The sequence below is a fragment of the Arthrobacter sp. NPDC058192 genome (genome assembly GCF_042883665.1).
Taxonomy (GTDB): Bacteria; Actinomycetota; Actinomycetes; order Actinomycetales; family Micrococcaceae; genus Arthrobacter.
This window is the reverse complement of record NZ_JBHVVJ010000001.1, coordinates 37,455-61,324: the sequence shown is the minus strand read 5'-3', so window position 1 is coordinate 61,324 and position 23,870 is coordinate 37,455. Positions and strand designations below refer to the sequence as shown.

Annotated in this window: 27 protein-coding genes; 14 read left to right on the top strand and 13 right to left on the bottom strand. The window is 65.8% G+C overall.

Features of this window, described 5'->3' with window-relative positions; translation table 11 throughout:
• Nucleotides 1-5 precede the first annotated feature (5 nt).
• From ACFVVK_RS00345 to ACFVVK_RS00335, 3 genes are read right to left on the bottom strand one after another with little or no spacing between them, the layout of a single operon-like run.
• On the bottom strand, nucleotides 6-338 hold the full coding sequence (locus tag ACFVVK_RS00345; protein WP_390261824.1) for a hypothetical protein: 333 nt from the start codon (nucleotides 336-338) through the stop codon (nucleotides 6-8).
• A 40-nt stretch (nucleotides 339-378) separates the two neighbouring features.
• Complete coding sequence (locus tag ACFVVK_RS00340) at nucleotides 379-1,659, bottom strand: Y-family DNA polymerase (protein ID WP_390262759.1); 1,281 nt, start codon at nucleotides 1,657-1,659, stop codon at nucleotides 379-381.
• A gap of 26 nt (nucleotides 1,660-1,685) precedes the next feature.
• A complete protein-coding gene (locus tag ACFVVK_RS00335; protein WP_390261822.1) occupies nucleotides 1,686-2,117 on the bottom strand; it encodes a LexA family protein in 432 nt (143 codons plus the stop codon).
• A gap of 223 nt (nucleotides 2,118-2,340) precedes the next feature.
• Between ACFVVK_RS00335 and ACFVVK_RS00330 the strand changes: the two genes are divergently transcribed.
• The 8 genes from ACFVVK_RS00330 (at nucleotide 2,341) to ACFVVK_RS00295 (ending at nucleotide 8,645) form a co-directional block, all read left to right on the top strand.
• Nucleotides 2,341-2,691, top strand: coding sequence for a metalloregulator ArsR/SmtB family transcription factor (locus ACFVVK_RS00330; RefSeq protein ID WP_390261820.1), 351 nt, complete (start codon nucleotides 2,341-2,343; stop codon nucleotides 2,689-2,691).
• The gene (locus tag ACFVVK_RS00325; protein WP_390261818.1) at nucleotides 2,688-3,392 is read left to right on the top strand and encodes an aquaporin; all 705 of its coding nucleotides are present in this window, start codon (nucleotides 2,688-2,690) and stop codon (nucleotides 3,390-3,392) included. Before ACFVVK_RS00330 ends, ACFVVK_RS00325 begins: the two co-directional genes overlap by 4 nt.
• Nucleotides 3,389-3,799: an arsenate reductase ArsC gene (locus tag ACFVVK_RS00320; RefSeq protein WP_390261815.1), complete on the top strand. Its 411-nt coding sequence runs from the start codon at nucleotides 3,389-3,391 to the stop codon at nucleotides 3,797-3,799. Before ACFVVK_RS00325 ends, ACFVVK_RS00320 begins: the two co-directional genes overlap by 4 nt.
• A 204-nt stretch (nucleotides 3,800-4,003) precedes the next feature.
• Nucleotides 4,004-5,365, top strand: a complete 1,362-nt coding sequence (locus tag ACFVVK_RS00315; RefSeq protein ID WP_390261812.1) for an FAD-dependent oxidoreductase — start codon at nucleotides 4,004-4,006, stop codon at nucleotides 5,363-5,365.
• Nucleotides 5,362-5,877: a GNAT family N-acetyltransferase gene (locus ACFVVK_RS00310; protein ID WP_390261809.1), complete on the top strand. Its 516-nt coding sequence runs from the start codon at nucleotides 5,362-5,364 to the stop codon at nucleotides 5,875-5,877. Before ACFVVK_RS00315 ends, ACFVVK_RS00310 begins: the two co-directional genes overlap by 4 nt.
• 48 nt (nucleotides 5,878-5,925) lie before the next feature.
• The gene (locus ACFVVK_RS00305) at nucleotides 5,926-6,435 is read left to right on the top strand and encodes a DinB family protein (protein ID WP_390261806.1); all 510 of its coding nucleotides are present in this window, start codon (nucleotides 5,926-5,928) and stop codon (nucleotides 6,433-6,435) included.
• A 424-nt stretch (nucleotides 6,436-6,859) separates the two neighbouring features.
• The gene (locus tag ACFVVK_RS00300; protein WP_390261803.1) at nucleotides 6,860-7,036 is read left to right on the top strand and encodes a hypothetical protein; all 177 of its coding nucleotides are present in this window, start codon (nucleotides 6,860-6,862) and stop codon (nucleotides 7,034-7,036) included.
• Nucleotides 7,037-7,184: 148 nt separating this feature from the next.
• On the top strand, nucleotides 7,185-8,645 hold the full coding sequence (locus ACFVVK_RS00295; RefSeq protein ID WP_390261801.1) for an aminotransferase class I/II-fold pyridoxal phosphate-dependent enzyme: 1,461 nt from the start codon (nucleotides 7,185-7,187) through the stop codon (nucleotides 8,643-8,645).
• Between the two features lie 133 nt (nucleotides 8,646-8,778).
• Here the strand turns inward: ACFVVK_RS00295 and ACFVVK_RS00290 are convergent, their stop codons facing one another.
• The gene (locus tag ACFVVK_RS00290) at nucleotides 8,779-9,192 is read right to left on the bottom strand and encodes a hypothetical protein (RefSeq protein ID WP_390261798.1); all 414 of its coding nucleotides are present in this window, start codon (nucleotides 9,190-9,192) and stop codon (nucleotides 8,779-8,781) included.
• A gap of 61 nt (nucleotides 9,193-9,253) precedes the next feature.
• On the opposite strand from ACFVVK_RS00290, the gene ACFVVK_RS00285 reads away from it, so the two are divergent.
• Complete coding sequence (locus tag ACFVVK_RS00285; protein WP_390261796.1) at nucleotides 9,254-9,622, top strand: VOC family protein; 369 nt, start codon at nucleotides 9,254-9,256, stop codon at nucleotides 9,620-9,622.
• A gap of 77 nt (nucleotides 9,623-9,699) precedes the next feature.
• Here ACFVVK_RS00285 and ACFVVK_RS00280 read toward each other — a convergent pair whose 3' ends face one another.
• From ACFVVK_RS00280 to ACFVVK_RS00265, 4 genes are all read right to left on the bottom strand, one after another.
• The gene (locus ACFVVK_RS00280; RefSeq protein WP_390261793.1) at nucleotides 9,700-9,927 is read right to left on the bottom strand and encodes a hypothetical protein; all 228 of its coding nucleotides are present in this window, start codon (nucleotides 9,925-9,927) and stop codon (nucleotides 9,700-9,702) included.
• Complete coding sequence (locus ACFVVK_RS00275) at nucleotides 9,924-10,670, bottom strand: GAF and ANTAR domain-containing protein (protein ID WP_390261791.1); 747 nt, start codon at nucleotides 10,668-10,670, stop codon at nucleotides 9,924-9,926. Before ACFVVK_RS00275 ends, ACFVVK_RS00280 begins: the two co-directional genes overlap by 4 nt.
• A 105-nt stretch (nucleotides 10,671-10,775) precedes the next feature.
• Nucleotides 10,776-11,540: a GAF and ANTAR domain-containing protein gene (locus ACFVVK_RS00270; protein ID WP_390262757.1), complete on the bottom strand. Its 765-nt coding sequence runs from the start codon at nucleotides 11,538-11,540 to the stop codon at nucleotides 10,776-10,778.
• A gap of 293 nt (nucleotides 11,541-11,833) precedes the next feature.
• Complete coding sequence (locus ACFVVK_RS00265; RefSeq protein ID WP_390261788.1) at nucleotides 11,834-12,547, bottom strand: GAF domain-containing protein; 714 nt, start codon at nucleotides 12,545-12,547, stop codon at nucleotides 11,834-11,836.
• 478 nt (nucleotides 12,548-13,025) lie between these two features.
• Between ACFVVK_RS00265 and ACFVVK_RS00260 the strand changes: the two genes are divergently transcribed.
• Nucleotides 13,026-13,610 carry an ArsR/SmtB family transcription factor gene (locus ACFVVK_RS00260; RefSeq protein WP_390262754.1) on the top strand — a complete coding sequence of 195 codons (585 nt, stop codon included), beginning with the start codon at nucleotides 13,026-13,028 and terminating at the stop codon, nucleotides 13,608-13,610.
• A 290-nt stretch (nucleotides 13,611-13,900) separates the two neighbouring features.
• Here ACFVVK_RS00260 and ACFVVK_RS00255 read toward each other — a convergent pair whose 3' ends face one another.
• From ACFVVK_RS00255 to ACFVVK_RS00245, 3 genes are all read right to left on the bottom strand, one after another.
• Nucleotides 13,901-14,824, bottom strand: coding sequence for an AEC family transporter (locus tag ACFVVK_RS00255; RefSeq protein ID WP_390261785.1), 924 nt, complete (start codon nucleotides 14,822-14,824; stop codon nucleotides 13,901-13,903).
• A 304-nt stretch (nucleotides 14,825-15,128) separates the two neighbouring features.
• Entirely contained in the window at nucleotides 15,129-17,525 is a 2,397-nt protein-coding gene (ppsA, locus tag ACFVVK_RS00250; RefSeq protein WP_390261783.1) for a phosphoenolpyruvate synthase, read from the bottom strand.
• Between the two features lie 151 nt (nucleotides 17,526-17,676).
• Nucleotides 17,677-18,495, bottom strand: a complete 819-nt coding sequence (locus ACFVVK_RS00245; RefSeq protein ID WP_390261781.1) for a pyruvate, water dikinase regulatory protein — start codon at nucleotides 18,493-18,495, stop codon at nucleotides 17,677-17,679.
• 132 nt (nucleotides 18,496-18,627) lie between these two features.
• Between ACFVVK_RS00245 and ACFVVK_RS00240 the strand changes: the two genes are divergently transcribed.
• Nucleotides 18,628-18,774, top strand: a complete 147-nt coding sequence (locus ACFVVK_RS00240) for a lmo0937 family membrane protein (RefSeq protein WP_390261778.1) — start codon at nucleotides 18,628-18,630, stop codon at nucleotides 18,772-18,774.
• 132 nt (nucleotides 18,775-18,906) lie between these two features.
• The gene (locus ACFVVK_RS00235; protein WP_390261775.1) at nucleotides 18,907-20,061 is read left to right on the top strand and encodes an MFS transporter; all 1,155 of its coding nucleotides are present in this window, start codon (nucleotides 18,907-18,909) and stop codon (nucleotides 20,059-20,061) included.
• Nucleotides 20,062-20,080: 19 nt separating this feature from the next.
• Here ACFVVK_RS00235 and ACFVVK_RS00230 read toward each other — a convergent pair whose 3' ends face one another.
• Together ACFVVK_RS00230 and ACFVVK_RS00225 are read right to left on the bottom strand one after the other, a co-directional pair.
• Nucleotides 20,081-20,422 carry a YnfA family protein gene (locus tag ACFVVK_RS00230; RefSeq protein ID WP_390261772.1) on the bottom strand — a complete coding sequence of 114 codons (342 nt, stop codon included), beginning with the start codon at nucleotides 20,420-20,422 and terminating at the stop codon, nucleotides 20,081-20,083.
• Between the two features lie 103 nt (nucleotides 20,423-20,525).
• The gene (locus tag ACFVVK_RS00225; protein ID WP_390261769.1) at nucleotides 20,526-21,194 is read right to left on the bottom strand and encodes a GntR family transcriptional regulator; all 669 of its coding nucleotides are present in this window, start codon (nucleotides 21,192-21,194) and stop codon (nucleotides 20,526-20,528) included.
• A 118-nt stretch (nucleotides 21,195-21,312) separates the two neighbouring features.
• Between ACFVVK_RS00225 and glyA the strand changes: the two genes are divergently transcribed.
• Nucleotides 21,313-22,653, top strand: coding sequence for a serine hydroxymethyltransferase (gene glyA, locus ACFVVK_RS00220; protein ID WP_390261766.1), 1,341 nt, complete (start codon nucleotides 21,313-21,315; stop codon nucleotides 22,651-22,653).
• Nucleotides 22,650-23,870 (top strand): sarcosine oxidase subunit beta family protein, encoded by a 1,221-nt coding sequence (locus tag ACFVVK_RS00215; RefSeq protein WP_390261763.1) that lies wholly within the window; start codon nucleotides 22,650-22,652, stop codon nucleotides 23,868-23,870. The genes glyA and ACFVVK_RS00215 overlap by 4 nt, the downstream gene beginning before the upstream one ends.

The following is a 23,870-nucleotide window of genomic DNA, read 5'->3' as shown; positions in this document are numbered from 1 at the left end:
ACGGTTCAATCGACGGTGACTTCTTCGGCATCGCTGATGTTTTCGAGGAGCCATTGCGTTGATAGTGTTTCCCGGCGGAGCGTGGCGACCCGACATGCAGAGGTGGAGTCGGTCCGGACCTGAACCCGCCAATATTCACTGCTCACCAGGTCACCGGCGACGACGGCTGCCGTGCCTCTGCTGTCCTGCACGGCATCCAATCCCTGCCAGTGCCGGGACTCGGCGGTGGGATCGACAAGCCAAATCTGTCCGTCGTGCCGGATGGCGAGGGGTTTGCCTGACAGGTCGGTCCGGACCTGGACGTTGTGGGTTCGGGCGGGGGCCTCGGTAATGGTCATGGGTATTCCTTCATGTTGCGGTCGTGCTGGTTAGTTCGGTTTAGGCGGCTTTGACGAGGGGGAGCTCGTCCCAGTGGGTGGTGTAGCGGGGCGAGAGCATGTCTCGCTTCATGGTCCAGTCCAGGCCGGTCCTGATGCCCGCGCGGCCCAGACCGATGGAGCCGCGTCCGTAGCGGCGGGTGACGTCTTCCAGGAGGGTGCCGATATGGCGTTCCTCGTGCTGGTTTTCGAACAGGGCCAGGGGTGCCTGGTTGCCGGTTGGCCGCAGGTCGGTGACCATGATGCCGGCCTTGGCGTACCTGATGCCTTCGTGGATGTGGGGGAGGAGGGCGTGGGCGGCCCTGGTCAGCAGGACCGGATCCGAGGTCGGCATCGGCAGGGCCAGGCACACCGAGGGGTAGGAAGTGTCTTTCGGGTTGTAGTGGGAGGTGGCGGCAAACGCGGTGAGGACTTTGGCCTGGAGGCCGTGTTGGGCCAGCCGCGCCGAGGCTTGCTGGCCATAGACGGACAGGACCTGCCGCATCCCGGCGGCGGTGGTGACGGGAGTGGCGAAGGAGCGGGAGAAGATGAGCTGGTCCCGGCCGATGCGTTCTTCCTCCATCGGGATGCACGGGGTGCCCTGCAGTTCCAGGACGGTGCGCATCATGACCACGGAGAAGCGGTCCCGGATCATGACCGGATCGGCCCGGGACAGGTCAAGGATGGACCGGATGCCCAGGACGTTGAGCCGTTTGGTCAGCCGGGCCGCGACACCCCAGATCTCGATCACGGACAGGCGGCGCATCAAGGCTTCCCGGTCTGTGGCGGGCACGGAGTCCCAGTGGCAGACCCCGCCGAAGGCCGGGTTGTTTTTGGCCCACTTGTTGGCCAGTTTCGCCAGCGTCTTCGTCCCGGCGATCCCTACACAGACCGGCACCCCGACGTTCCGCCGCACGGTGGTCTTCATGGCCCGGCCCAGGGCCAGCAACTGCTCCGGGGTACCTTTGACGCCGAGGAAGGCCTCGTCAATGCTGTACACCTCCAGCCAGGCCGAGTACCTGCCCAGCAGCTCCATCACACGGGCGCTGATGTCCCCGTAGAGCTCGTAGTTGCTGGAGCGGGCAACGAGGCCCCACTCCTTGGCCCGCGGGGCCAGTTTGAACCACGGCTCACCCATCGGGATGCCGAGGGCTTTGGCTTCCGGAGAGCGGGTAACGGCGCAGCCGTCGTTGTTGGACAGGACGACGACGGGCCGGCCCTCCAGGGACGGGTCAAAGGCCCGCTCGGCCGAGGCGTAGAAGCAGTTCACGTCCACGTGCGCGATCTGCGGCATGTGCCGCATCGGGGTCGGCTTAGACATGGCTTTCCTCAAACATGGTGCAGGCAACGGGTCGCGACGCCCCAGATCACCAGGTCCGCCAGTGACGGGACGCGGATGTCCGGGTACGCCGGGTTGTCAGCCTGCAGCACGACGCCGGCTCCCGTGATGCGCAGCCGCTTGATGGTCAGTTCGCCGTCCAGAACCGCGACAACCACGGACCCGTCCTTGGGTTCCATGGCCCGGTTGACGATCAGTTCGTCGCCGTCGCTGATCCCGGCGCCTTCCATCGATTCCCCGGACACCCTCACAACGTAGGTGCTGGTGATGTCTTTGATCAGGTGCTCGTTCAGGTCGATCCGCCCGTCAAAGTAGTCCTGTGCCGGCGACGGATATCCGGCCGCGACGGGGACCGGGGAGATCAGCACCGACAACAACGAGCTGCCCGCGTCTATCACGCGGGGACCGATAATTATGCCCACAACACACCTTTATTCGAATATATGTTCGATATCTTCAGTGTAGCGGGACGGGCCGACAAAAGAACTTCTCCATCATGTTGCACCGGACGCTGTATCCCCGGAGGGCGCGTCCATCATCTTCTCCTCGTAGACCGCAGGGCGGCCCGAAACCTCCCAACCAGACGAACCGACCGCCGAAGGGATTGCGCGTTACATAGATAAGTGTAAATATTTACGTGTGCCTATGTCTTTGGAGTTGACCCCGGTCCAGGCGGTTGCGTGCTGCTCACCGCTGGCGCGGGAGCCGTTGTCCTCGTCCGAGGCGGACGGGATCGCGCCGCTGTTGAAGGCGCTGGCGGACCCGGTGCGGTTGCGGTTGATGTCTTTGGTTGCCTCGCACGAGGGCGGGGAGGCGTGTGTCTGCGACCTGAATGACGCCTTTGAGCTGTCCCAGCCGACGATCAGCCATCACCTGAAAATCCTGCACGAGGCTGGTCTGCTGGGCCGGGAGAAGCGTGGCGTCTGGGTCTATTACCGGGCCCGCACCGAGGCGCTGCAGAACCTCGCCGCCCTGATCGGGGGACAGGCCACGTGAGCGTCCTGGCCCGCCGGGCCGCGGCCGAGTTCGTCGGCACGGCCTTTCTGGTGATGGCCGTCGTCGGTTCCGGCGTCATGGCTTCCCGGTTGTCTCCGGACGACGCCGGGCTGCAGCTTCTGCAGAACAGCCTCGCCACAGGGGCGGCGCTCGTTGCGCTGATCGTGGCCCTGCAGCCGGTCTCCGCGTCCTTCAACCCTGTCGTGACGCTGGTCGAGCGGGCCCTGGGCGTGATCGACACCAGGATCGCGGCAGGCCTGATCGCCGGCCAGTTCCTGGGCGGCCTGGCCGGCGCAGTGGCCGCGAACCTGATGTTCGGGCTGGACGCGGTCACGTTCTCCACGCATGAACGCGCCGGGGCCGGACTCTGGCTCGGCGAAGGGATTGCCACAGCGGGGCTGGTGCTGATCATCTTCGGCACGGTCCGCTCTGGCAGGACCGACCGGGTCGCGTTCGCCGTCGGCGGCTACATCACGGCCGCGTACTGGTTCACCAGCTCCACCAGCTTCGCCAACCCCGCCGTCACGGTCGCACGGACGATCACTGACACCTTCGCCGGGATCGCACCCTCAGCAGCCCCAGGCTTCATTTTCGCGCAGCTGGCCGGCGGCGCCGCCGGCTTCGTCCTGGTCCGCGTCCTTTACCCCACCCTTGTTACTTCCGCCGCGGCCGCCGCGGCTGATCGAAAGGTGCTCTCATGAGCCACAAGCCCTCCGTCCTGTTCGTCTGCGTCCACAACGCCGGCCGCTCCCAGATGGCCGCCGCGTTCCTCACCACCCTCGGCAAGGGGGAGATCGAGGTCCGTTCCGCCGGGTCCCAGCCCGCGGACAAGGTCAACCCCGCGGCCCTCGAAGCGATGGCCGAGATCGGCATCGACATGTCGGCCGAGACCCCTAAGATCCTCACCACCGAGGCCGTCAAGGACTCCGACGTCGTGATCACGATGGGCTGCGGCGATGAATGCCCCTACTACCCGGGCAAACGCTACGAGGACTGGGTCCTGGAAGACCCGGCCGGGAAGGGCGTCGACTCGGTCCGGCCCATCCGCGACGAGATCAAGGGCAGAGTCGAAGCGCTTATCGCCTCGCTGACCCCGGCAACCGCATAGCCAACACGAGCAGGGGAGGGGGTGAGACACCATGACCACCGGCTGCTGCGACGACGCCGGCTGCGGCGACGACTGCTGCGATGACGAGCAGGGCTGCTGCTGACCCCACCTCCATCAGCATGGCCTGCCCGCCCCACCGGCGCGGGCAGGCACCCTACCGGAGAGGCATCACGAGTGCCGCCGATGATTGAAAATGAGGACAGCATGACATCACAGGAATCCCTGCCTGTCGCCGTGATTGGCGCCGGCCCGGTCGGTCTGGCCGCGGCCGCGCACCTGCTCGAACGCGGCCTGGAACCGCTCGTCCTCGAAGCCGGCCCAACACCCGGCGCCGCCATGAAGGAATGGGGCCACGTCAGGGTGTTCTCCACCTGGCGGTACAACCTCGACGCTGCCGCGGTCCGCCTGCTCGAGCGCACCGGCTGGGAATCGCCCCGCCGGACCGCGTTGCCCTACGGGCACCAGATCGTCACCGACTACCTCGAACCCCTCGCCGCCACACCGCAACTCAAAGACCGGATCAAGACCGGGGCCCGGGTTGTTGCCGTCACCAGGCAGGGCATGGACAAAGGCCGCAGCAACGGCCGCGACCAGACCCCGTTCCTCCTGCGCATCCAGGACACCAACGGCGAGGTCACCGAGGTCCTGGCCCGGGCCGTCATTGACGCCTCGGGAACCTGGACCACTCCGGCGCCACTGGGATCCTCCGGGCTGCCCGCCCCCGGGGAGTGCGAGGCCCGGGCGGCCGGTCTGATCACCGGACCGCTGCCCGACGTCACCAGGGATGGCTTCGCCGGCGGCCGCACCCTGGTCATCGGCTCCGGTCACTCGGCCGCGAACATGGTCCTGGACCTCGCCGGGATCGCCCGCGCCAATCCCGGCACCGAGGCCCTCTGGGCCATCCGCGCTGCGACCCCGGCCCGGGCCTATGGCGGCGGGGACGCCGATCAGCTGCCAGCTCGGGGCCAGCTCGGCGCCCGGCTGCACGCCGCCGTCGACACCGGAGCCGTCCAGCTGCTCACCAGCTTCCACACCAGCCACATCGAAACCCGCGACGGCTCGGTCACCGTAGTGGCGGTGGACGGCCGCCGAGTCGAGGCCGACCGGGTCATCCCGGCGACCGGGTTCCGTCCCGACTTGTCCGTCCTCTCCGAGCTGCGCCTGGACCTTGACCCGGCCGTCGACGCGCCGAAAGCGCTGGGCCCGCTGATCGATCCGGACTTCCACAGCTGCGGCACCGTCCCGGCCCACGGCGCGAAAATCCTCGCCCAGCCCGAGAAAGATTTCTACCTGGCCGGGATGAAGTCCTACGGCCGCGCACCAACGTTCCTCATGGCCACCGGCTACGAGCAGGTCCGATCCATCGCCGCCGCCCTCGCCGGAGACACCGCAGCCGCGGACGCCGTCGAACTCGAACTCCCCGAAACCGGCGTCTGCTCCACCAGCATCCCCAGCGACGCCGCGGCCGAGGACTCCTGCTGCGGAACCCCCGAACCTATCCCGGTGACGATCGGCTTCGCTACCGGGCTGCAGCACGGCCGCACCAACGAAACAGCATCCCTATGAGCCCGGACTTTCCGCTGCCGATCCGGGAACTGGCCAGGCAGGACTGGCCTGCCGTCGGAGCGATCTGGGCCGAAGGCATCGCCACCGGACACGCGACATTCGAACCCGCCCCGCCTACGTGGGAGGACTTCGACGCAAGCCGCCGACCGGACCTGCGCATCATCGCCGAAGACCAAGGCACCATCATTGGCTGGGCCGCCGCGTCCCAAGTGTCATCCCGGCAGGTCTACGCCGGCGTCATCGACCACTCGATCTACATCAGTTCGGCCGCCCGCGGACAAGGGCACGGCTCCCGACTCCTGGACGCGTTCATCCGGCACTGCGAAACCGCAGGAATCTGGACCATCCAATCCAACATCTTCCCCGAGAACACGGCCTCCCTCGCCCTGCACCAGCGCCACGGATTCACCATCGTCGGCACCCGCCACCGCATCGGGCAGATGAGCTACGGGCCCTACGCCGGGCAGTGGCGCGACACCCTCCTGCTCGAGTACCGCAGCCCCGCGGCGTAGCTAAGAGAAGCTAGGCTCAGAGGCGCTGGCCGTAGACGGGAGGCTTCAATGACTGGCTCCGAGAACGATCAGGTCAGGGCGGACCTGTTATGGATTGCGGCCGACTTCCGGGAGATCATCGAGAGCGCTCCGGCTGACGAGCTGGACCTGCCCTCGGCGGGAACGCGCTGGACGAATCGGCAGCTGCTCTTCCATCTCGTCCTCGGGCAGAACATCGCCCTCGCCGGGATGCCCCTGCTCGGTCTGTTCTCACGCCTCCCGTCTTCGGCCTCGCGGAATTGGAGCCGGGTCCTCGATGCCTGCACCGGACCCTACAACTGGGTGAACTGGGCCGGGAGCGCCGCCGCCGGCCAGGTGCTCAAGCCGGAGGGCATGGTGCGAATGATGGACAGGACCACCCGCACAATTGTGCGCTGGTACGGCCGAGCCGACAACGAAGCGCTAAGCCGCGGCATGACGATGCCCACGTCCTGGGACCCCTACTTCGAGTCCTGGATGGACAGACGCGCAATCCTTGGATGGGCGCCTAAACACACCGCCATCACCGCGCACAGCTGACCCTCACCACGTTGCAGCCCTAAACGCTTCAGCGAGCTGGCACGGATCAGAAACAGCTTCCCGTGAGGGCGCAGGACGCCAACGATCCAATTACTGCACCCTATGAGGTGAGGCTGAACTGCAGCCTCAATAGCCGCCGGTTCTGTCCGGCGGTAAGTCCAACGGTGTTGGACTTACCGCCTGCCACGGTCCCACGTCACGGTCCTCCGCAGCGTGGCCAGCAGAGACCCCCAGGGCCTCAATGTGCTGATCGCTCGTTATCGAACCTGCTTCCTGGCCGGAGCGCGAAGGCGACGAGGAGCCGGGAAGAGCGTTCCACGAGCGTCACCATCGCTGATTTGTTCCCTACGCCTCTTTTGCGAACCCGGGTCAGGCCGCTGATGCGGGAAAAGCGGCAGGCGGCCAGGAAGAGTTCAGAATCGCCGTGACCGACGCGGTCTGCCGGGACAAGACCGGGTTCCACGCTGCCCTGGACAAAGTCCTGGACAAGTACCTGACAACCCGCATGCAGGAACTGGCCCCGCAGACCGCGAAGGTCAAAGAGATTCGCCGCACGGCCGACGCCAACGCGGCGGCGCTGGGCGGCACGGCGTCGAAATAGCGCGGGACGGCGAAACGGCCGACGGCGTCCTGTCAGGATTGGGGGTGACAGGACACCGCCGGCTTCCGCGCGTGGTAGGAGCAGTCCTGCGTGGTCTGTGAAACCCTGAGATGATCGCGTCCACCCACAAGGCGGAAAAGAGAACACTATGGATCAAAACGAAGCACCACTGATCGACGCCCTGGCCGAGTACCACCGGTTAGACCGCTACGGCTTCACCCCGCCCGGACACAGGCAGGGCCGCGGGGCAGACCCCAGGGTCCGGGAGGTCCTCGGTTCCGAAACGTTCCGTTCGGACGTGCTGGCCTCGGGAGGCCTGGATGACCGTTCGTCGTCGGGCGGGTATCTGAAGAAGGCCGAGCAACTCATGGCCGAGGCCGTCGGTGCCGAGCAAGCATTCTTCTCCACGTGCGGCAGCTCCCTGTCCGTCAAGGCCGCCGTCCTCGCGGTCGCCGCGGGCAAAGGGGATCTTCTGGTCAGCCGTGATGCGCACAAGTCGATCGTCGCGGGGCTGGTGTTTTCCGGCATCCAGCCGCGCTGGATCCGACCGCAATGGGACCCGAAACTGCATCTGGCGCATCCGCCGTCCGCGGCTGATGTGGAAGAGATGTGGGAACGATATCCCGACGCCGCGGGCGCGCTGATTGTCAGCCCGACCCCGTACGGGACCTGTGCGGACATCGCCGCCATCGCGAAAGTATGCCACGACCGCGGCAAACCCCTGATTGTTGACGAGGCTTGGGGCGCTCATCTGCCCTTCCATGAAGGCCTGCCCACGTGGGCGATGAACGCGGGCGCCGACATCTGTGTTGTGAGCGTACACAAGATGGGTGCCGGTTTCGAACAGGGCTCGGTCTACCACCTGCAAGGAGACCTGGTGGATCCCGCGCATTTGTCCGCGTGCGCGGACCTGCTGATGACTACCAGCCCGAACGCGATCCTGTATTCGGCCATTGACGGCTGGCGCCGCCAGATGGTCCAGCAGGGGACCGATCTCCTCGGCAAGGCCCTGGCCCTGGCCGGCAGGCTGCGCCGCGACATTGACGGGCTCCCGGGCATTCACGTGCTCGAAGATGAACTTCTCGCCGCAGAGTCCTCCCACGACCTGGACCGGCTGCAGATCCTGATGGACCTGACAGGACTGGGCATCAGCGGCTACCAGGGGGCGGACTGGCTTCGGGAACACCGGCAGCTCGACGTCGGCCTTAGCGACCATCGGCGGATCATGGCAACGCTGTCCATGGCCGACGACGAGGCCTCGGCCCAACGACTGATGGAGGCACTCAAGGCCCTCACGGAAGCGGCGCCCTCGCTGCCTACGCCTGCGCCTGTTGCGTTGCCGTCGCCCAAGGAACTGGAACTCGAAACTGTGGTCCTGCCGCGGGACGCCTTCTTCGGCCCCGTCGAGGATGTTCCGGCCCGGGAAGCCGTGGGACGCGTCGCCGCAGAGCAGATCACGCCCTACCCGCCCGGAATCCCGGTGATCGTCCCTGGCGAAAGGATCAACGCCGCCGTCGTCGACTACCTCGAATCAGGGCTGCAGGCCGGCATGGTTCTCCCTGACCCGGCAGATCCTGCACTGCACACGATCAGGGTCGTCCGCCGGTAGCCCGATCCCAGCCGAACCGGGTGCTGCCCCGCGCGCCGGGGAGATCTCCGACGCGTGGGGCGGCGATCCGGGCGCGGTCGATGGCGGCCAGCGCAACAGCGCTTGCGGCCAGCCTGACCCCATGAATCCGGTACTACTTGGTCAATAACGGCTTCCGGCGGGTCGGATCTAACGGTTGCGGGCTGAAGAAGAGTTCGGGGTTAACAGACCGCAGCAGGTAGGCCGTCGCCGCCCCGCCCACCGCAGAGCTGGCGGCCGCGAGCAGCAGCCAGGACCGGCTGCCTGAACGGTTCCAGCCGGCCACGAGTGCGGAGCACACGAGCGGGACATTGAGCGGGGCGACGGGCGCGTAGTACCGGCCCGGACTGCCGGCCCCAAAGGGCGCGCGGGGCAGTTCGGCGCTGGCCGCCGAGGCCGCGACCCGGTCCGGGATCTTCACCAGGGCTTCATAGAGGTTGCCGAAAAACCAATGAGCGTGGGTGAACTCCGCGGCGCCAAGGAGCCGGTCCGCCACCACACCACGCCGATCCGATGAAGCATTCCTCATGCCCACAACATAGTCCTCCCGAGCCTGGGAGGCGGGAAGTTTGTGCCGTAGGGTAGCCCACATGGAACTCCGCCTCGAGGTCGTCCAGATACCCGTCACCGACGTGGACCGGGCCAAGGCCTTCTACACTGACAACCTCGGCTTCGTGCTGGATCACGACGTCGAGCACATCCCCGGCATGCGGGTCGTCCAGCTCACCCCGCCCGGCTCGGCTGCCTCCATCGTCATCGGGACCGGGATGACCAGCATGGTTCCCGGCAGCCTGGAAGGCCTCCAGCTGGTGGTGCCAGACATGACTGCCGCACGAAGCGAGCTGCTCCGACGAGGCGCGCCTGTCAGCGATGTCCAGGACCTCGGCGGATTTGCCTTTGCCTATTTCAGTGACCCCGACGGCAACCGCTGGGTGATCCAGGAAATCCCGCCCAAGTAAGCGTAAGTACGGGCAGCGCTGAGGTGCTGCAGGAGCTTTAGCGGCTCGGCCGAGACGCTGCGGGCATGACGGTGCGCTCAGTCCTTGTGGCCATCGCCAAGTTCGTAGATGGCGTGGTCGAGGAGGTCCCGTTGGATGGGGCGCAGCATGTACGAACCGTGGAGGTAGGCTTCAGTTTCCATGGCTCCTGCGTCGCCGCCCATGCTGAAGTAGTGCATCCATAATTGATCGATATCGAGCTGGGCCTGGCGGAAGGCCCTGGCCGCCCGGTCCCTTTGCGCCTCGCCGTCCGAGTCGACGTTCATGGCGTCCGGTCGATTTCCGTCTGGTCGAGAATCCCCTGGGCCACACCGCTCAGAAGGACCCCTTGTGCACGCGCGCGGGTGATCATGACCTGCAGGGCACTTCTTTCCGTCACGTGCAGCCGCTCCATGAGCACGCCTTTAGCAAGGTCGATGACGCTTCGGCTGTGAAGGGCGCCCTTGAGGGCCTCGCTAAGCGTGGCGGCGCGCTCCCGGGCCTGGAGGTTGGCCAGGATCAGCGCGGCAGATCCGGCAAGCAGGGACAGAACCTCTTCGCTGTGTTCGTCGAAGGCATACGGCTGGTCTGAGTAGACCTTCATCGCGCCAATAGGCTCAGGTCCGCCGTGTCCGGTCACGTCCGGGACAAGGAGCGGGACACTGATGCAGGACAGCAGGCCCAGGCGGGCGGCCGCCGCACTCCACTCCGGCCAGCGCTGTTCAACTCGGAGATCGTCCACGCGAACGGCCCGGGCGCTCGCCCAAGCAGAGAGGCAAGGCCCATCGCCGAGCTCGTACTGCAGCCGGTCGGCTTCCTGCACGAGGCTGTTCGTGGAGGCTGTGCTTGTCGGCCGGCCCTGGGCGTCGATAAGCGTGCCGCCGGCGCCGGCACTGCCCGCGAGACTTTGGTGCGCCGCCTGGGCAAGATTAGCCACGGCCCGGTCAACCACCGGTTCGGTGAGCAGGAGGCCCGTAACCCGCGCGAAGATTTCTGGCAGTTCGGCTGCCCTTGGGTGCTTCTGCGTCACAGGCTGGCCTCACTTGTCATCAGGGTCGTCAGCATCGCGGTGGAGGGATGCAACAGACAGATGCTTCCCATGATAGTGCCGCGTCCGGCAAGGACCGACACAGCCCTACTGCTGCACTCCGCCGTCACGTTTCGCCTGCTCAGGGTACTTGACGCCAGTCAAAATGTCCGCTGCTATCTGTTTTAGTTGTTGTTTGTTGGAGAGTGCCATCTCATGCAAAAGAGCGGCGGCGTCCTCGCGGCTGCCCCGGGTTTGGGCCATGATAAGGCTAAGGGCGGCATCGATAACTGCCCTGGACTGCAGCGCCGCGTGCAGTCCTTCTGGAATGGTTTCCAGGCGATGTACGCGAAGGGCCAAGCGGAGAATCCGCGACAGCGGCACGGCATACGACTCCACAGCAGCGATGGTGGCTGCATCAAACGTTTTCGTGCTCCGGGCATAACAGTTGAGGGCCGCCGCTGCGTTCGCTCCTGCATCTACCGGAACGGCAAGGACGGATGTGATGCCGTCGTCCGCGACAGCCTCTGCGTACCGCTTCCACCGTTCGGACGTCTTGAGGTCCGCAGCGACGACGGTTCGGCCCTCCCGCAGGGCCGTCAGGCAGGGGCCGTCATCGGCCCCGTACTGTTTTTCGTCCATCCTTTTGGCAGCGTTGCTGCTGCTGGCCACGGTGATCGGGCGCCCGTCACGTTCGACCGAAATCGCGCACAGCATTGGTTCGGGTGCCGGGAGTTTGGACGCGGAGAAGACCGTCAGCTCAAGCAGAAACTCGTCAAACCCAGGGCTTTCCAGCAGAAGATCCTGCAGCTGTTCCAATGTGGGCGAAGGAAGTTGCCCGAACGTCGGCGGCCGGCCAGATTCTGCGGCCATCACATGCCCCGATCCATTTTGAGCCGGATTCCGATTCCTCATTTACCCGGGTACACCGACCGGGAACGATCGCGGACTCCCTGCGTCCTCGACCACGACGCAACGACAGGACGAACGCGAACTCGGGTGCCTGACGTGTTGGCTCCCGTACCTGGGTGTTCGCTTCGCCTTTGATTCGAGCCTACTCCCAATGAACCGCACAAGATACAAACCTATGTACCCCGGGCGGTGGACCATTCCGGCTGGCTGGCTGGCTGGCTGGCTGGCCGCCGACTGTGCCGCCTTTTCCCGAGCTAGAGCTGCGCGCCGCCGATAATTTCCCGGGAGAGCTGGTGCAAAGGTTCGTGCCGCCGCCGGGAAGTGGTGATGAGGGCGGCAAGGGCCTGATCCCGGCTGAAGCGGTGGCGTTCCATAAGGATGCCGGTTGCTGTTCTCACTGAGTCGCGGTCTCCGAGTGCCTGGATGAGTCGCTCGCTCAGGCGTTCCGCGGAATCACGTGCCTGAGCATTGGCAAGCATCAGGGCTGCCGGGCGGGCGAGAAGCTCGATCACTCTTACGGCTCTTGAATCGAACCCGCCGGGGACGGGGGAGTAGACCTTCAGCGCCCCGATGGCGCCGCCAGGAGTCGAGAGCGGGGAGCTGATGACGGAACGCAAGGGCAGATGGGCGACCGACCGGGTCCAGGCAGGCCAGCGCCGTTCCGTGCGGGTGTCCTCAACAATCACGGTCGCCTGCTGGGCCCAGGCGGTAAGGCAGGGACCTTGTCCGAGATCGTACTGCAGCTGATCCGCCTCCAGCACCACCGGATCCGTCGATGCGGTACTTGTGCGGTGGCCCCCGACATCCATCAGGCTGACGCCAGCGCCGGCGGTGTCCGGGATTGCTTCTACGAGGGCACCGGCGAGAGCCCTGACGGCTTCTTCGACGGTGTCGTGGGTCAGCAGCAGGTCCGCCACGCGGGCGGTGAGGGCGGCGAGCTCATCCGCGAGGGGCAGGTCGGCTTCCATCAGAGATTCCCCATGGCTACAGCGGGCCTTCCGGCGCGGGAAGGTCCGCGGGAGTTCGTCCGTCCCAGGACCGGGGTCCCGGTCCGGAGGACGGTTGCTGGAGAGGCGGGCACGGATGCGATCCTTTCTTGGGTCCGTATGAGCCGCGCCGCGGGGGCCTGCCGCGGTGGACGGGCGCCCTGGGGGTTAGGCGTTCGGCTGACGCTGAGCCCGTCAGACGGCACCGTCAAATGGCCCTTCATGAGCGCTTCGTTTCTCTACTCAATTATATTGAGCCCGACCGCCCGCCGCGAGGGCTCGCCGTCCTTGGTCGGCCCCCCGACGCGGTTGGGTCTGCCCGTGGCATTTATCGCCTCGGCGCGCCCGGGGACGTCAATGGACTGTTCGCTGCGTCCCTTACCTTGCGCGGTGAGAGGATAATCAGCTTATAGGCACCCAAGTTGCCACGAATGTTTATACCCGCCAGTAAGGAGCCGTGATGATTGGACCGGCGCAGGCTGCTGATATGCTCGCGGCTGCTGAGGCTGAGCTGTTCAAGGCGCTCGCGCATCCCGCCCGCGCACGGGTGGTGGGCGTGCTCGCCTTGGGCCCGTCCTCAGTGCCGGACTTGTGCGAGGCCACGGGGCTGAAGCCCTCGCATCTGGCGGGCCACCTTGCCCAGCTCCGTGCCCAGCACCTGGTGACTGGGAAGCGTGCGGGCGGGCGGCTGCTGTACCGCTTGTCGTTTCCTGAAGTTGCCCGGATCCTGTCGGAGGCCGATGCTGTGTTGTCCGTCCGCGCGGCTGCTGAGGCAGATGGCCTGACTGCCATGAGTGCTCCGGAGACAGCCCCCCGAGACACCGAGAACGAAGATGTGGGTGCCTTGGTGGAGGAACTCGTTCCCCGACTCGAACAGTCCCTGGAGAGGCGCGCGCTGATTGCCGCGGCCGTTGAATCCGTCAGCGTCCGGACGGGCCGCAGTTCCGAAGCCGCCCTCGCCGCACTCCTTTCTGAGGCGCGTGAACGCGGGCGGACACTCGCCGAGACAGCCAGTGACGCCGTTGCTGGGAATGTAACGGAATAACTACTTCTCTTGACGGCCCGCTCTAGCGCGCGACAGACTCGTTATTGAGGAATTGATCAATTCATTGCTTCTTCAGTCCCTCTCCATTGGGGGCCTTCTGTTCCGAAGCGCACAGAGGGGCCGGACTCATCACGGGGCGGGGGCAATAGAGATATTGCCCGAGGCGCCGTGAGACAGGCGGAAAGGGGCAGGCACAGTGTGGTCCCTGTCCCTTTCCGGTTGCTGCCTGAGCTCCGCCGGCCCTGTTGAGCGCGCTAACGCCGCCTGATTGCGCCCTATCCTGGTTCGGCTCAATTCATCAGCCAGGCTGCCCCCAGCAACAGCGGGACCGCCAAGGCTGAGGTGATGACGGCGACAGACTGCGCGAGATTCTTGCCCACCCCGTACCGGACGGCGTAGAGGACCACATTCTGGCCGGTCGGCAGGATCGCGCAGGCCGTGACCACAAAGGTGCTGAAAGCATCGAGGTGGAAGACATACATGGCCAGCACCCACGCCAGAACGGGCTGGATGGCGGATTTGAGGATGACTGCCACCAGTGTTGGTGCGCCGTCGCCAGCGCCGCCGCGCGGTGAAAGGCCGTGGAGGGACATGCCGAAAATGATCAGCATCAGGGGCACGGTGAGCTGGGCGACGAGTTTCAAAGGGTCCAACGCCACGGCCGGGAACTGAATGCCGGCCGCGCTGACGATGACTCCGAGAATCGCCGCGACCGTCACGGGGTTGCGCAATGGAGTGGACAGGATGCGGCTGATCGAGGCTCTTTTGCCCGCAGGATCCGTCAGGTCCAGGACGGTCAGCGCAACCGGCGTCACGAGGGCCAGTTGGAACAGCATGATGGGGGTAACGAAGGTGGCGCTGCCGAGGACGTACAGTGACAACGGAACGCCGAGGTTCGTGGAATTGACTATCCCCGTGGACAGCGCCCCGATGGTGGTCCGCCGGACACCCCACCTGGCAACCGCGCCGGTGGCGGCGAACAGTGCCATCACGGCCAGAGCCGTGACCACCGAGATCAGCCCGGTCTGGCTGAGGACTTCGGAAATATGGCGGGAAGCGATCGTTGAGAACATCAGGCTCGGCAGGCCAACCATAAAGGTGAGGGTGGACAGCACCTTCGTCCCGTGGGGCCCGAGGGCGTTCGTCCTGGCCAAAACGTAGCCGACGAGCATTACTGCGCCCACCACAAAGAACCCCTTTAAGACTCCGTCCAAACCGCTATCCTCAATTCGTTCGGCCGGAGGGCAGCGGTGGCTGAGCCCTGCCAGCAAGCTGGTTGGGCGCCGGGTACCCAATTATTTTGATATGTCGGCGTCGGGAGAGCGTCCGGGTTAGTCGTCGGTGTCGCGCGGCCCTTTTCTGTTTAGACGATAGTCCAGCCTGCAGGTGATGTTCATTTCCGCACCTTAGGAGCGGCGCTGCCCGCAACTGCAAACGAAGCCAGGGCGCGCGGTTTAAGACAAGTGGAGGACCGCCAACGGCGATCCTCCACTCTGCGTCCGCTGCAGTATCGTGCTGTTAGTTCGCCGCGGCGCCCGCCACGGCCGCGCCGGCGAGCCGGAGCCAGGTATCCACCACGGTGTCGGGGTTCAGGGAGACGGAATCGATGCCTTCGTCGACGAGCCACTCGGCGAAGTCCGTGTGGTCACTGGGACCCTGGCCGCAGATGCCCACATATTTGCCGCGGGCCTTGCAAGCCTTGATTGCCAGGCTCAGGAGCTTCTTCACGGCAGGGTCGCGTTCATCGAAGCCACCCGAGACGACCGCAGAATCCCGGTCGAGCCCCAGGGTCAGCTGGGTCATGTCGTTGGAGCCGATGGAGAAGCCATCAAAGTAGTCCAGGAACTCGTCGGCGAGCAGCGCGTTGGACGGAATCTCACACATCATGATCACCTCGAGGCCGTTCTCGCCGCGGGTGAGGCCGTTCTCCGCCAACAGTTCAATGACGCCGCGGGCCTCGTCCAGGGTCCGCACGAACGGGATCATCAGCTTGACGTTGGTCAGCCCCATCTCGTTGCGGACGAAGGACAGTGCCTCGCACTCAAGGTCGAAGCAGTCCCGGAAGGACGGCTCCAGGTAACGTGAGGCGCCGCGGAAGCCGATCATCGGGTTCTCTTCGTGCGGCTCGTAGGCGGGTCCGCCAATCAGGTTCGCGTACTCGTTGGACTTGAAGTCGGACATGCGCACAATCACCGGTTCCGGCGCGAAGGCCGCCGCGATGGTGGACACGCCTTCGGCCAGACGCTTGATGTAGTAGTCGCGCGGGCTGTCGTACGCGGCGATCCGCTCACGGATTTCCGCGGCGACGTCCGCCGGCTGTTCGTCCAGGTTCAGCAGTGCCTTGGGGTGGATGCCGATCTGGCGATTGATGATGAATTCCAGCCGGGCCAGGCCCACTCCGTGGTTGGGCAGCTGCGCGAAGGTGAACGCCTGCTCCGGCGTGCCGACGTTCATCATGACCTTGACCGGGGCTTCGGGAAGCTCGGTAATTTCGGTTTCCTCGACGCTGAAATCCAGGAGCCCCTCGTAGATCAGGCCGGTCTCGCCGTCGGCGCAGGAGACGGTCACGTCGAGGCCGTCGGAGAGCGCGTCCGTGGCGTTCCCGGTGCCGACGACGGCGGGTATCCCCAGTTCGCGGGCGATGATCGCGGCATGGCATGTGCGGCCGCCGCGGTTGGTCACGATCGCGGAGGCACGCTTCATGATCGGTTCCCAGTCCGGGTCGGTCATGTCGGCGACGAGGACATCGCCGGTCTTGAAGGCGGCCATCTGGTCAATCGCCGTGAGGATGCGGACACTGCCGGCGCCGATGCGCTGCCCGATGGCACGACCCTCGACCAGCACCCGGGCGGTCCCTTCGAGGCGGAAACGGCTCAGGCTGCCGGAGGCCCGTCGGGACTGCACGGTTTCCGGGCGCGCCTGCAGGATGTACAGGCCGCCGTCGACCCCGTCCTTGCCCCACTCGATGTCCATCGGGCGGCCGTAGTGGTTCTCAATGGCGACGGCGTGCCGGGCCAGCTGTTCGACGTCGTCGTCGTTGAGGCTGAAGCGGTTCCGCAATGCAGCCTCAACGGGGACGAAGTCGATGGTGCGGCCGATCTCGCGGCTGGCCGTGTACGTCATCTGGAGGGCCTTCTCGCCCAGCCCTCGCTTGAGGATGGCGGGACGGGCGGCCTGCAGCGCGGGCTTGTAGACGTAGAATTCGTCCGGGTTGACGGCGCCTTGCACTACAGCCTCGCCGAGGCCGTAGGAGGACGTGACGAACACGGCGTCCTGGAACCCGGACTCCGTGTCCATGGTGAACATGACGCCGGAGGCCCCGATGTCGGAGCGCACCATGCGCTGGATGCCGGCCGAGAGCGCCACCTCGGCATGTTCGAACCGGTGGTGTACGCGGTAGGCAATCGCCCGGTCGTTGTAGAGGGACGCGAACACATCCTTGACGGCGAGCAGGATGTTCTCGATTCCGCGGACGTTCAGGAATGTTTCCTGCTGCCCGGCGAAGGAGGCATCGGGAAGGTCTTCCGCCGTGGCGCTGGAACGGACCGCCCAGGACAGGTCCTCAGAGCCGCCGTGCTTGTCCACGAGCTGCTGGTAAGCGTCCCGGATCTGCGCTTCAAACTCCGGCTGGAAGGGCGTCTGGCGCACCAGTGCCCGGATCTCCTGGCCGGCCGAGGCCAGGGCCGTGACGTCATCGGTGTCCAGACCGACCAGGCGGTCGGCGATTTTCTGGTCCAGGCCAGAAGCTGCCAGGAAATTGCGGTAGGCATCCGCGGTGGTGGCGAACCCGTCCGGGACCTGGACCCCGGCAGAGGTCAGGTTCTGAACCATCTCGCCAAGGGAGGCATTCTTTCCGCCCACCCGGTCCAGGTCCTTGAGTCCTAGTTCTGAAAACCACAGGATGTCTGTCGTCATTCTTGCTGCTCCTTTGCAGATGATGGCATGCAATTGCGCCGCCCCGCCCGCGGCGATGGCCGGTTGCGGGGCGCGGGTCCCGTCCACAGTGACAGGTCCGCAGTGCCGTTTCCATATGACGTGCGCCACACCGAATTTGTGAAACTTTTCCCTAATGTTTGAGGTTCATCCGCTGCAGGATGGTGGCTGCCATTTCTTCCACGGAGACGGTGGCCGAATTCAGGTAGGGAATCCTATGGGAGACGTACAACTGCTCGGCGCTGCGCAGTTCGAAACCGCACTGCCGCAGCGAGGCGTACGACGAGCCGCGGCGCCGTTCCGTGCGGATCTGGCTCAGGCGCAACGGGTTGGAGGACAGGCCGAAACACTTCGACACGAAGGGCCTCAGGGGCTTGGGGAGCCCTTCCCGGCGGAAGTCTTCGTCGACCAGCGGGAAGTTCGCGGCGAAGATCCCGTGCTGCAGGGCCAAATACATCGTGGTGGGCGTTTTCCCGCACCGGGACGGCGCCACCAGAATGACCTGGGCCTTTTCGAGCGCACGCAGGCTCTGGCCGTCGTCGTGTTCCATGGCGTATTCGACGGCGGCCATCCGGGATTGATACCGCTCCGCGTTGCCCAACCCGTGGGCTCTGCCGGGTTCGCCGCTGGCCGGGGAGCCGAGGGCCTGCTCCAACTGTCCGACGTGCATCCCGATGAGGTCCACGATGATTCCCTTGCACGTCGCCAGGACCCGACGGATTTCGCTGCTAACTGCAGTGGAAAAGACGATCGGCCGCAGGCCCGTGGCGGCGAACCGGTCGATGGTCCCGACCACGGTCCTGGCCTGTTCGGCTGTGGTGATGAAGGGGATCGTGATGCGGTCAAAGTTGTTCGCGGGGAACTGCGTCAGCAAGGTATTGCCGAGAGTTTCCGCGGTGATGCCGGTGCTGTCGGAGAGGAAGTAGACAGGCCGGAGAGCGTCGTTGGTCATGAAGGCATTCTCCATCAGGGCAGGCCCGGCGTGCGGCTATTTCCGGCAACCAGTTCCTGGCATAGGGTGATAGGCACCACAGCCGAATAGCACAAAACTAGCTTTTCCATCCGCCAAACGAAGGAGATTCTCGTGTTGCTTTGGATAGCCATCATCATCGCCGTTCTCTGGCTTCTCGGCCTGATCGCCAATATCGGCGGCGCACTAATCCACCTACTACTGGTTATTGCCGTGGTCGTCCTAATCTTCCACTTCGTCCGCGGCAGGTCCCGCGCGTAGATTCGAACTTCTGTTCCACCCGGGGGCGAAAATTGCATCCGGCGAAGAACTGGGCAATGCTCGACGGCGGTACCTGCAACGAATGAGTTAAAGGCCGGAAGGAACTGAAGAACAAGAGGAACTGAAGACAAGATGAGCGTCGTCCGTTATCTGGCCGCGTCGCTACCACCACGAATGGCGAGTGCCGGAGCGGCTGTGGCGCTCCCCCTTCTGGCAGTGGAGCGCCTGGGCGATGTGGCCGTCGGGGGCCTTCTGGTTGCGGCATCCCTCGGGCCGAGTGTCCTTGCTGCCCCTCTGGTGGGGGCCGCGCTGGACCGGGCGCGCCGGCCGGCCCTGCTGGTGGCCGCGGCCGGGATCATCACGGCGGCTGCGTTTGCGGTGGCTGCCTTTCTCGGCCAGATACCGGTGCCGGTCGCGTTAGTTGTTTTGGCCGCGGCCGGGGCGGTGGCTCCCTTTTACATGGGCGGGCTGTCCAGCTTCGTGGCCGGCACAATTCCTGATGGGCGCCGGGCCTTCGCCTACGACGCCCTTTGCTACAACGTCTCGGCCGTGGCCGGCCCGGCGCTCGTGGCCGTCATCTCGATGTTTCTGCCGGCCCAGACCGCCCTCTGGGTGCTGGCGGCCGCCGCCGCCGTGGGCGCGGTAGCCGCTCCCGCCGTCGGACTTCGCCCCCACACAGGGACGGGAGGATCGCCGTGGCTGGCCATCAAATCTGGGCTGCACAGAATCTTCAGCCACCGGCCGCTGGCGGTGGTCACCGCTTCCTCCACCCTGACCCAGCTTGGCCAAGGCGGTCTGGCGATCGCGGCGGTTGCGCTCTCCATCGAGCGGGTCGGATCGCCCGGCGACGGCGCCGCGGTGGTGACGTCCTTTGCCATCGGCAGTCTTCTGGGAGCCCTTTACGAGACGGCCCGGCCCACACGCCGCCGCCCCCACTCCGCCATGACGGCGGGTTTCCTCGCTACAGGACTGCTCACCATCGCGGCCGCGTTCGATCTGGGCACCACGTGGACCGTCATCGCCATCGGTCTATCCGGCGTCTTCACGGCTCCCACTGCGGCTGCCATGCTCTACCTTCGCAACTGGCACAGCCCGGCACACCTGAAGTCTCAGATCTTCACCGTGAGCGCAGGCTTCCGTGCCAGCGCCTCTGCCGGGGGCGCGGCGCTCGCCGCGTCAGCCGCAGGATTCGGCGGCGCGGCGACCGTGGGGGCGATCGGCCTAGTCTGGATGGTGTCAGCAGCGCTGATGGGCGCCTATCCGCGGGCCGCGCAGGGCACTGACTAGCAACCTCCCTGACGCCCTCCTAGGTAACAGGCCCTCGGGGAGCGAACATGATCACGGCCACCCCCGCCACACAGATCAGCGATCCGATGACGTCCCAGCGGTCGGGCCGGAACCCGTCGAAGACCATGCCCCATACCAGGGACCCAGCGACGAACACGCCGCCATAGGCGGCCAGGATCCTCCCGAAGTGCGCGTCAGGCTGCAGGGTCGCCACGAAACCGTACAGGCCAAGGGCGATGATCCCGAATCCGGCCCACCACCAGCCGCGGCCCTCCCGGACGGCCTGCCACACCAGCCAGGCGCCGCCGATCTCGGCGGCGGCGGCCAGGATAAAGAGCAGCACGGACTTTGCAATGGTCATGATCCTCATCATGCCGCACGATGGAGGTCATCCCACGATGCCCCGGAAGCGGGAGGGGTGCGCACCCGCGCGCCGGGTGTGCCCGCGGGCCGAGAGCAGCGGTTCAGAGCACGCTGCGGATGGCCTGCTCGAAGCTGGTGACGTGTTCAAGGGCCAGTTTGCCGGCCTGGTCCGAATCCCCGTCGGCGATGGTCTCCAGGAGCTCCACGTGCTCGGCAATGTGTTCGACGACGGAGGGGACCTTCTCCAGCACCATGCACCAGATCCGGGTGGCCAGGTTGTCGTAACGGATCAGGACGTCCTCGAGGTGCGGATTCGCTGCTGCCCGGTAGATGAGGCGGTGCACTTTGATGTCGTACCGCATGAGGTCGTAAGGGTCTCCGGCGGGGTCGATGCCGGCAATGGCGCCGGCCGTGCTCCGCAGTTCCGAGCGCATCGCAGGCGTGGCGAGCTTCGCGGCGCGCCTGGCGGCGAGGGGTTCGAGGGACTCCCGGATCTCGGACACGTCCGCCAGCGCGGTGATGTCCACGGCAGTGGCAAAGGTTCCCCGGCGCGGGTAGGAGACCACCAGATGGTCGCTTTCCAGGCGCTTCAGGGCTTCGCGCACCGGTGTGCGGCCGATGCCGAGTTCGGCGGCGAGCTTGCCGTCGTTGATGGCCTCTCCTGGCCGGATCTCCAGCATGATCAAGCGGTCCCGCAGGTGCTGGTAGGCCTGCTCGGCCAGCGAGAGTTCCCCGCCGCCCGCGAGTTGGTTCTCTAGCGTCAGGCTCATCGAGACTTTCACCCTCCTATTGACCACGTAGTGATCTAGAACATACTATTACGTCAGTTCTAATATATCAGTTGAAGATCAGTTGTGGATCAAGACTCGAAAAGCTCTAAGGAGAAATATGCCGGACGCACTCAATGCCTCTCTTGCCAGCGTGGATGCCGATGTTGCTGCTGCCGTGGCGCAGGAACTGGAACGCCAGCAGTCCACCCTTGAAATGATCGCCTCGGAGAACTTCGCTCCGGCAGCGGTGATGGAGGCACAGGGCTCGGTCCTGACCAACAAATATGCCGAAGGCTACCCGGGCAAGCGCTACTACGGCGGCTGCGAGCACGTGGACGTCGTCGAGCAACTGGCCATTGACCGCGTGAAGGCCCTGTTCGGCGCCGAATTCGCCAACGTGCAGCCGCACTCCGGCGCCCAGGCCAACGCCGCAGCAATGTTCGCGCTGCTGCAGCCGGGCGACACCATCATGGGACTCTCCCTGGCCCACGGCGGCCACCTGACCCACGGCATGAAGATGAACTTCTCCGGCAAGCTCTACAATGTGGTTCCGTACCACGTGCGCGAATCCGACCTCCGGGTGGATATGGCCGAGGTGGAAGCCCTGGCCCTGGAACACCGGCCCAAGCTCATCGTCGCCGGCTGGTCCGCCTACTCCCGCCAGCTGGACTTCGCCGAATTCCGCCGCATCGCCGACCTCGTAGGCGCCTACCTGATGGTGGACATGGCGCACTTCGCCGGACTCGTCGCCGCCGGGCTGCACCCCAACCCGGTCCCGTACGCGGACGTCGTCACCACCACCACGCACAAGACCCTCGGCGGACCCCGCGGCGGAGTGATCCTCGCCAAGGAGGAATACGCCAAGAAGATCAACTCCGCCGTCTTCCCCGGCCAGCAGGGCGGACCCTTGGAGCACGTCATCGCCGCCAAGGCCGTCGCCTTCAAGCTGGCCGGATCCCCGGAGTTCAAGGAACGCCAGGAGCGCGTCCTGCAGGGCGCGAAGCTGCTGGCCGAACGCTTCCTCCGGCCCGACGTCGAGGCTGCCGGCATTTCCGTCGTGAACGGCGGCACCGACGTCCACCTGGTCCTGGTGGATCTGCGGAACTCCGAACTGGACGGCCAGCAGGCCGAGGACGCCCTGCACCGGATCGGCATCACGGTGAACCGCAACGCCGTTCCGTTCGACCCCCGCCCGCCGATGGTCTCCTCCGGGCTCCGGATCGGCACGCCGGCGCTGGCCACCCGCGGGTTCGGCGCCGCCGCCTTCAGTGAAGTGGCGGACATCATCGCGACGGCGCTGATCGCCGCAGCGGACACCGGCACCCTTGAGGCCGACACGGCCGCCGAACTCCGTGCCCGGGTGACCGCCCTCGCCGCACAGTTCCCCCTTTACCCGCACCTCACCACCGACGCCGCACTGGCCGGGGCCGAGGCAGACCTGATTGGAGCCGCCCTGTGAGCACTCAGCAGCTTCCGGAACATCCGGACTTCCTCTGGCGGAACCCCGAGCCCAAGTCCTCCTACGACGCTGTCATTGTCGGCGGCGGCGGACACGGCCTGGCCACCGCGTACTTCCTGGCGAAGAACCATGGCATGACGAACATCGCGGTCCTGGAAAAGGGCTGGCTGGCCGGCGGCAACATGGCGCGGAACACCACGATCATCCGCTCCAACTACCTCTGGGACGAGAGCGCGGCGATCTACGAGCACGCCCTCAAACTGTGGGAGATCCTGCCGGAGGAGCTCGAATACGACTTCCTCTTCAGCCAGCGCGGCGTCATGAACCTGGCCCACACGCTGGGCGACGTGCGCGAAAGCATGCGGCGCGTGGGCGCCAACAAGCTCAACGGCGTCGACGCCGAATGGCTGGACCCGCAGCAGGTCAAGGAACTGTGCCCCATCCTGAACATCAGCGACAACATCCGCTACCCCGTGATGGGCGCCACCTACCAGCCGCGGGCAGGCATCGCCAAGCACGACCACGTCGCCTGGGCCTTCGCCCGCAAATGCGATGAGCTGGGCGTGGACATCATCCAGAACTGCGAGGTCACCGGGTTCCTCAAGGACGGCGAACGCGTGGTGGGGGTCAAGACCAACCGGGGCACCATCCACACCGAAAAGGTGGGCCTGTGCGCCGCCGGCCACAGCTCGGTCCTGGCCGAAATGGCAGGCTTCCGCCTGCCCATCCAGTCCCACCCGCTGCAGGCGCTGGTCTCCGAACTGCACGAGCCGGTCCACCCGACCGTCGTCATGTCCAACCACGTCCACGTCTACGTCTCGCAGGCCCACAAGGGCGAACTGGTCATGGGCGCCGGCGTTGACTCCTACAACGGCTACGGCCAGCGCGGTTCCTTCCACGTGATCGAGCAGCAGATGGCTGCCGCCGTCGAACTCTTCCCGATCTTCGCCCGGGCGCACGTGCTCCGGACCTGGGGCGGGATCGTCGACACCACCCTGGACGCCTCCCCGATCGTGGGCACGACACCGGTGGAGAACATGTTCGTCAACTGCGGCTGGGGCACCGGCGGGTTCAAGGGCACCCCGGCGGCCGGCCTCACGTTCGCCCACACCATCGCCACCGGCGCCCCGCACAAACTGAACCAGCCGTTCTCGCTGGAACGCTTCGAAACCGGCGCCCTCATCGACGAACACGGCGCCGCCGCCGTCGCCCACTAG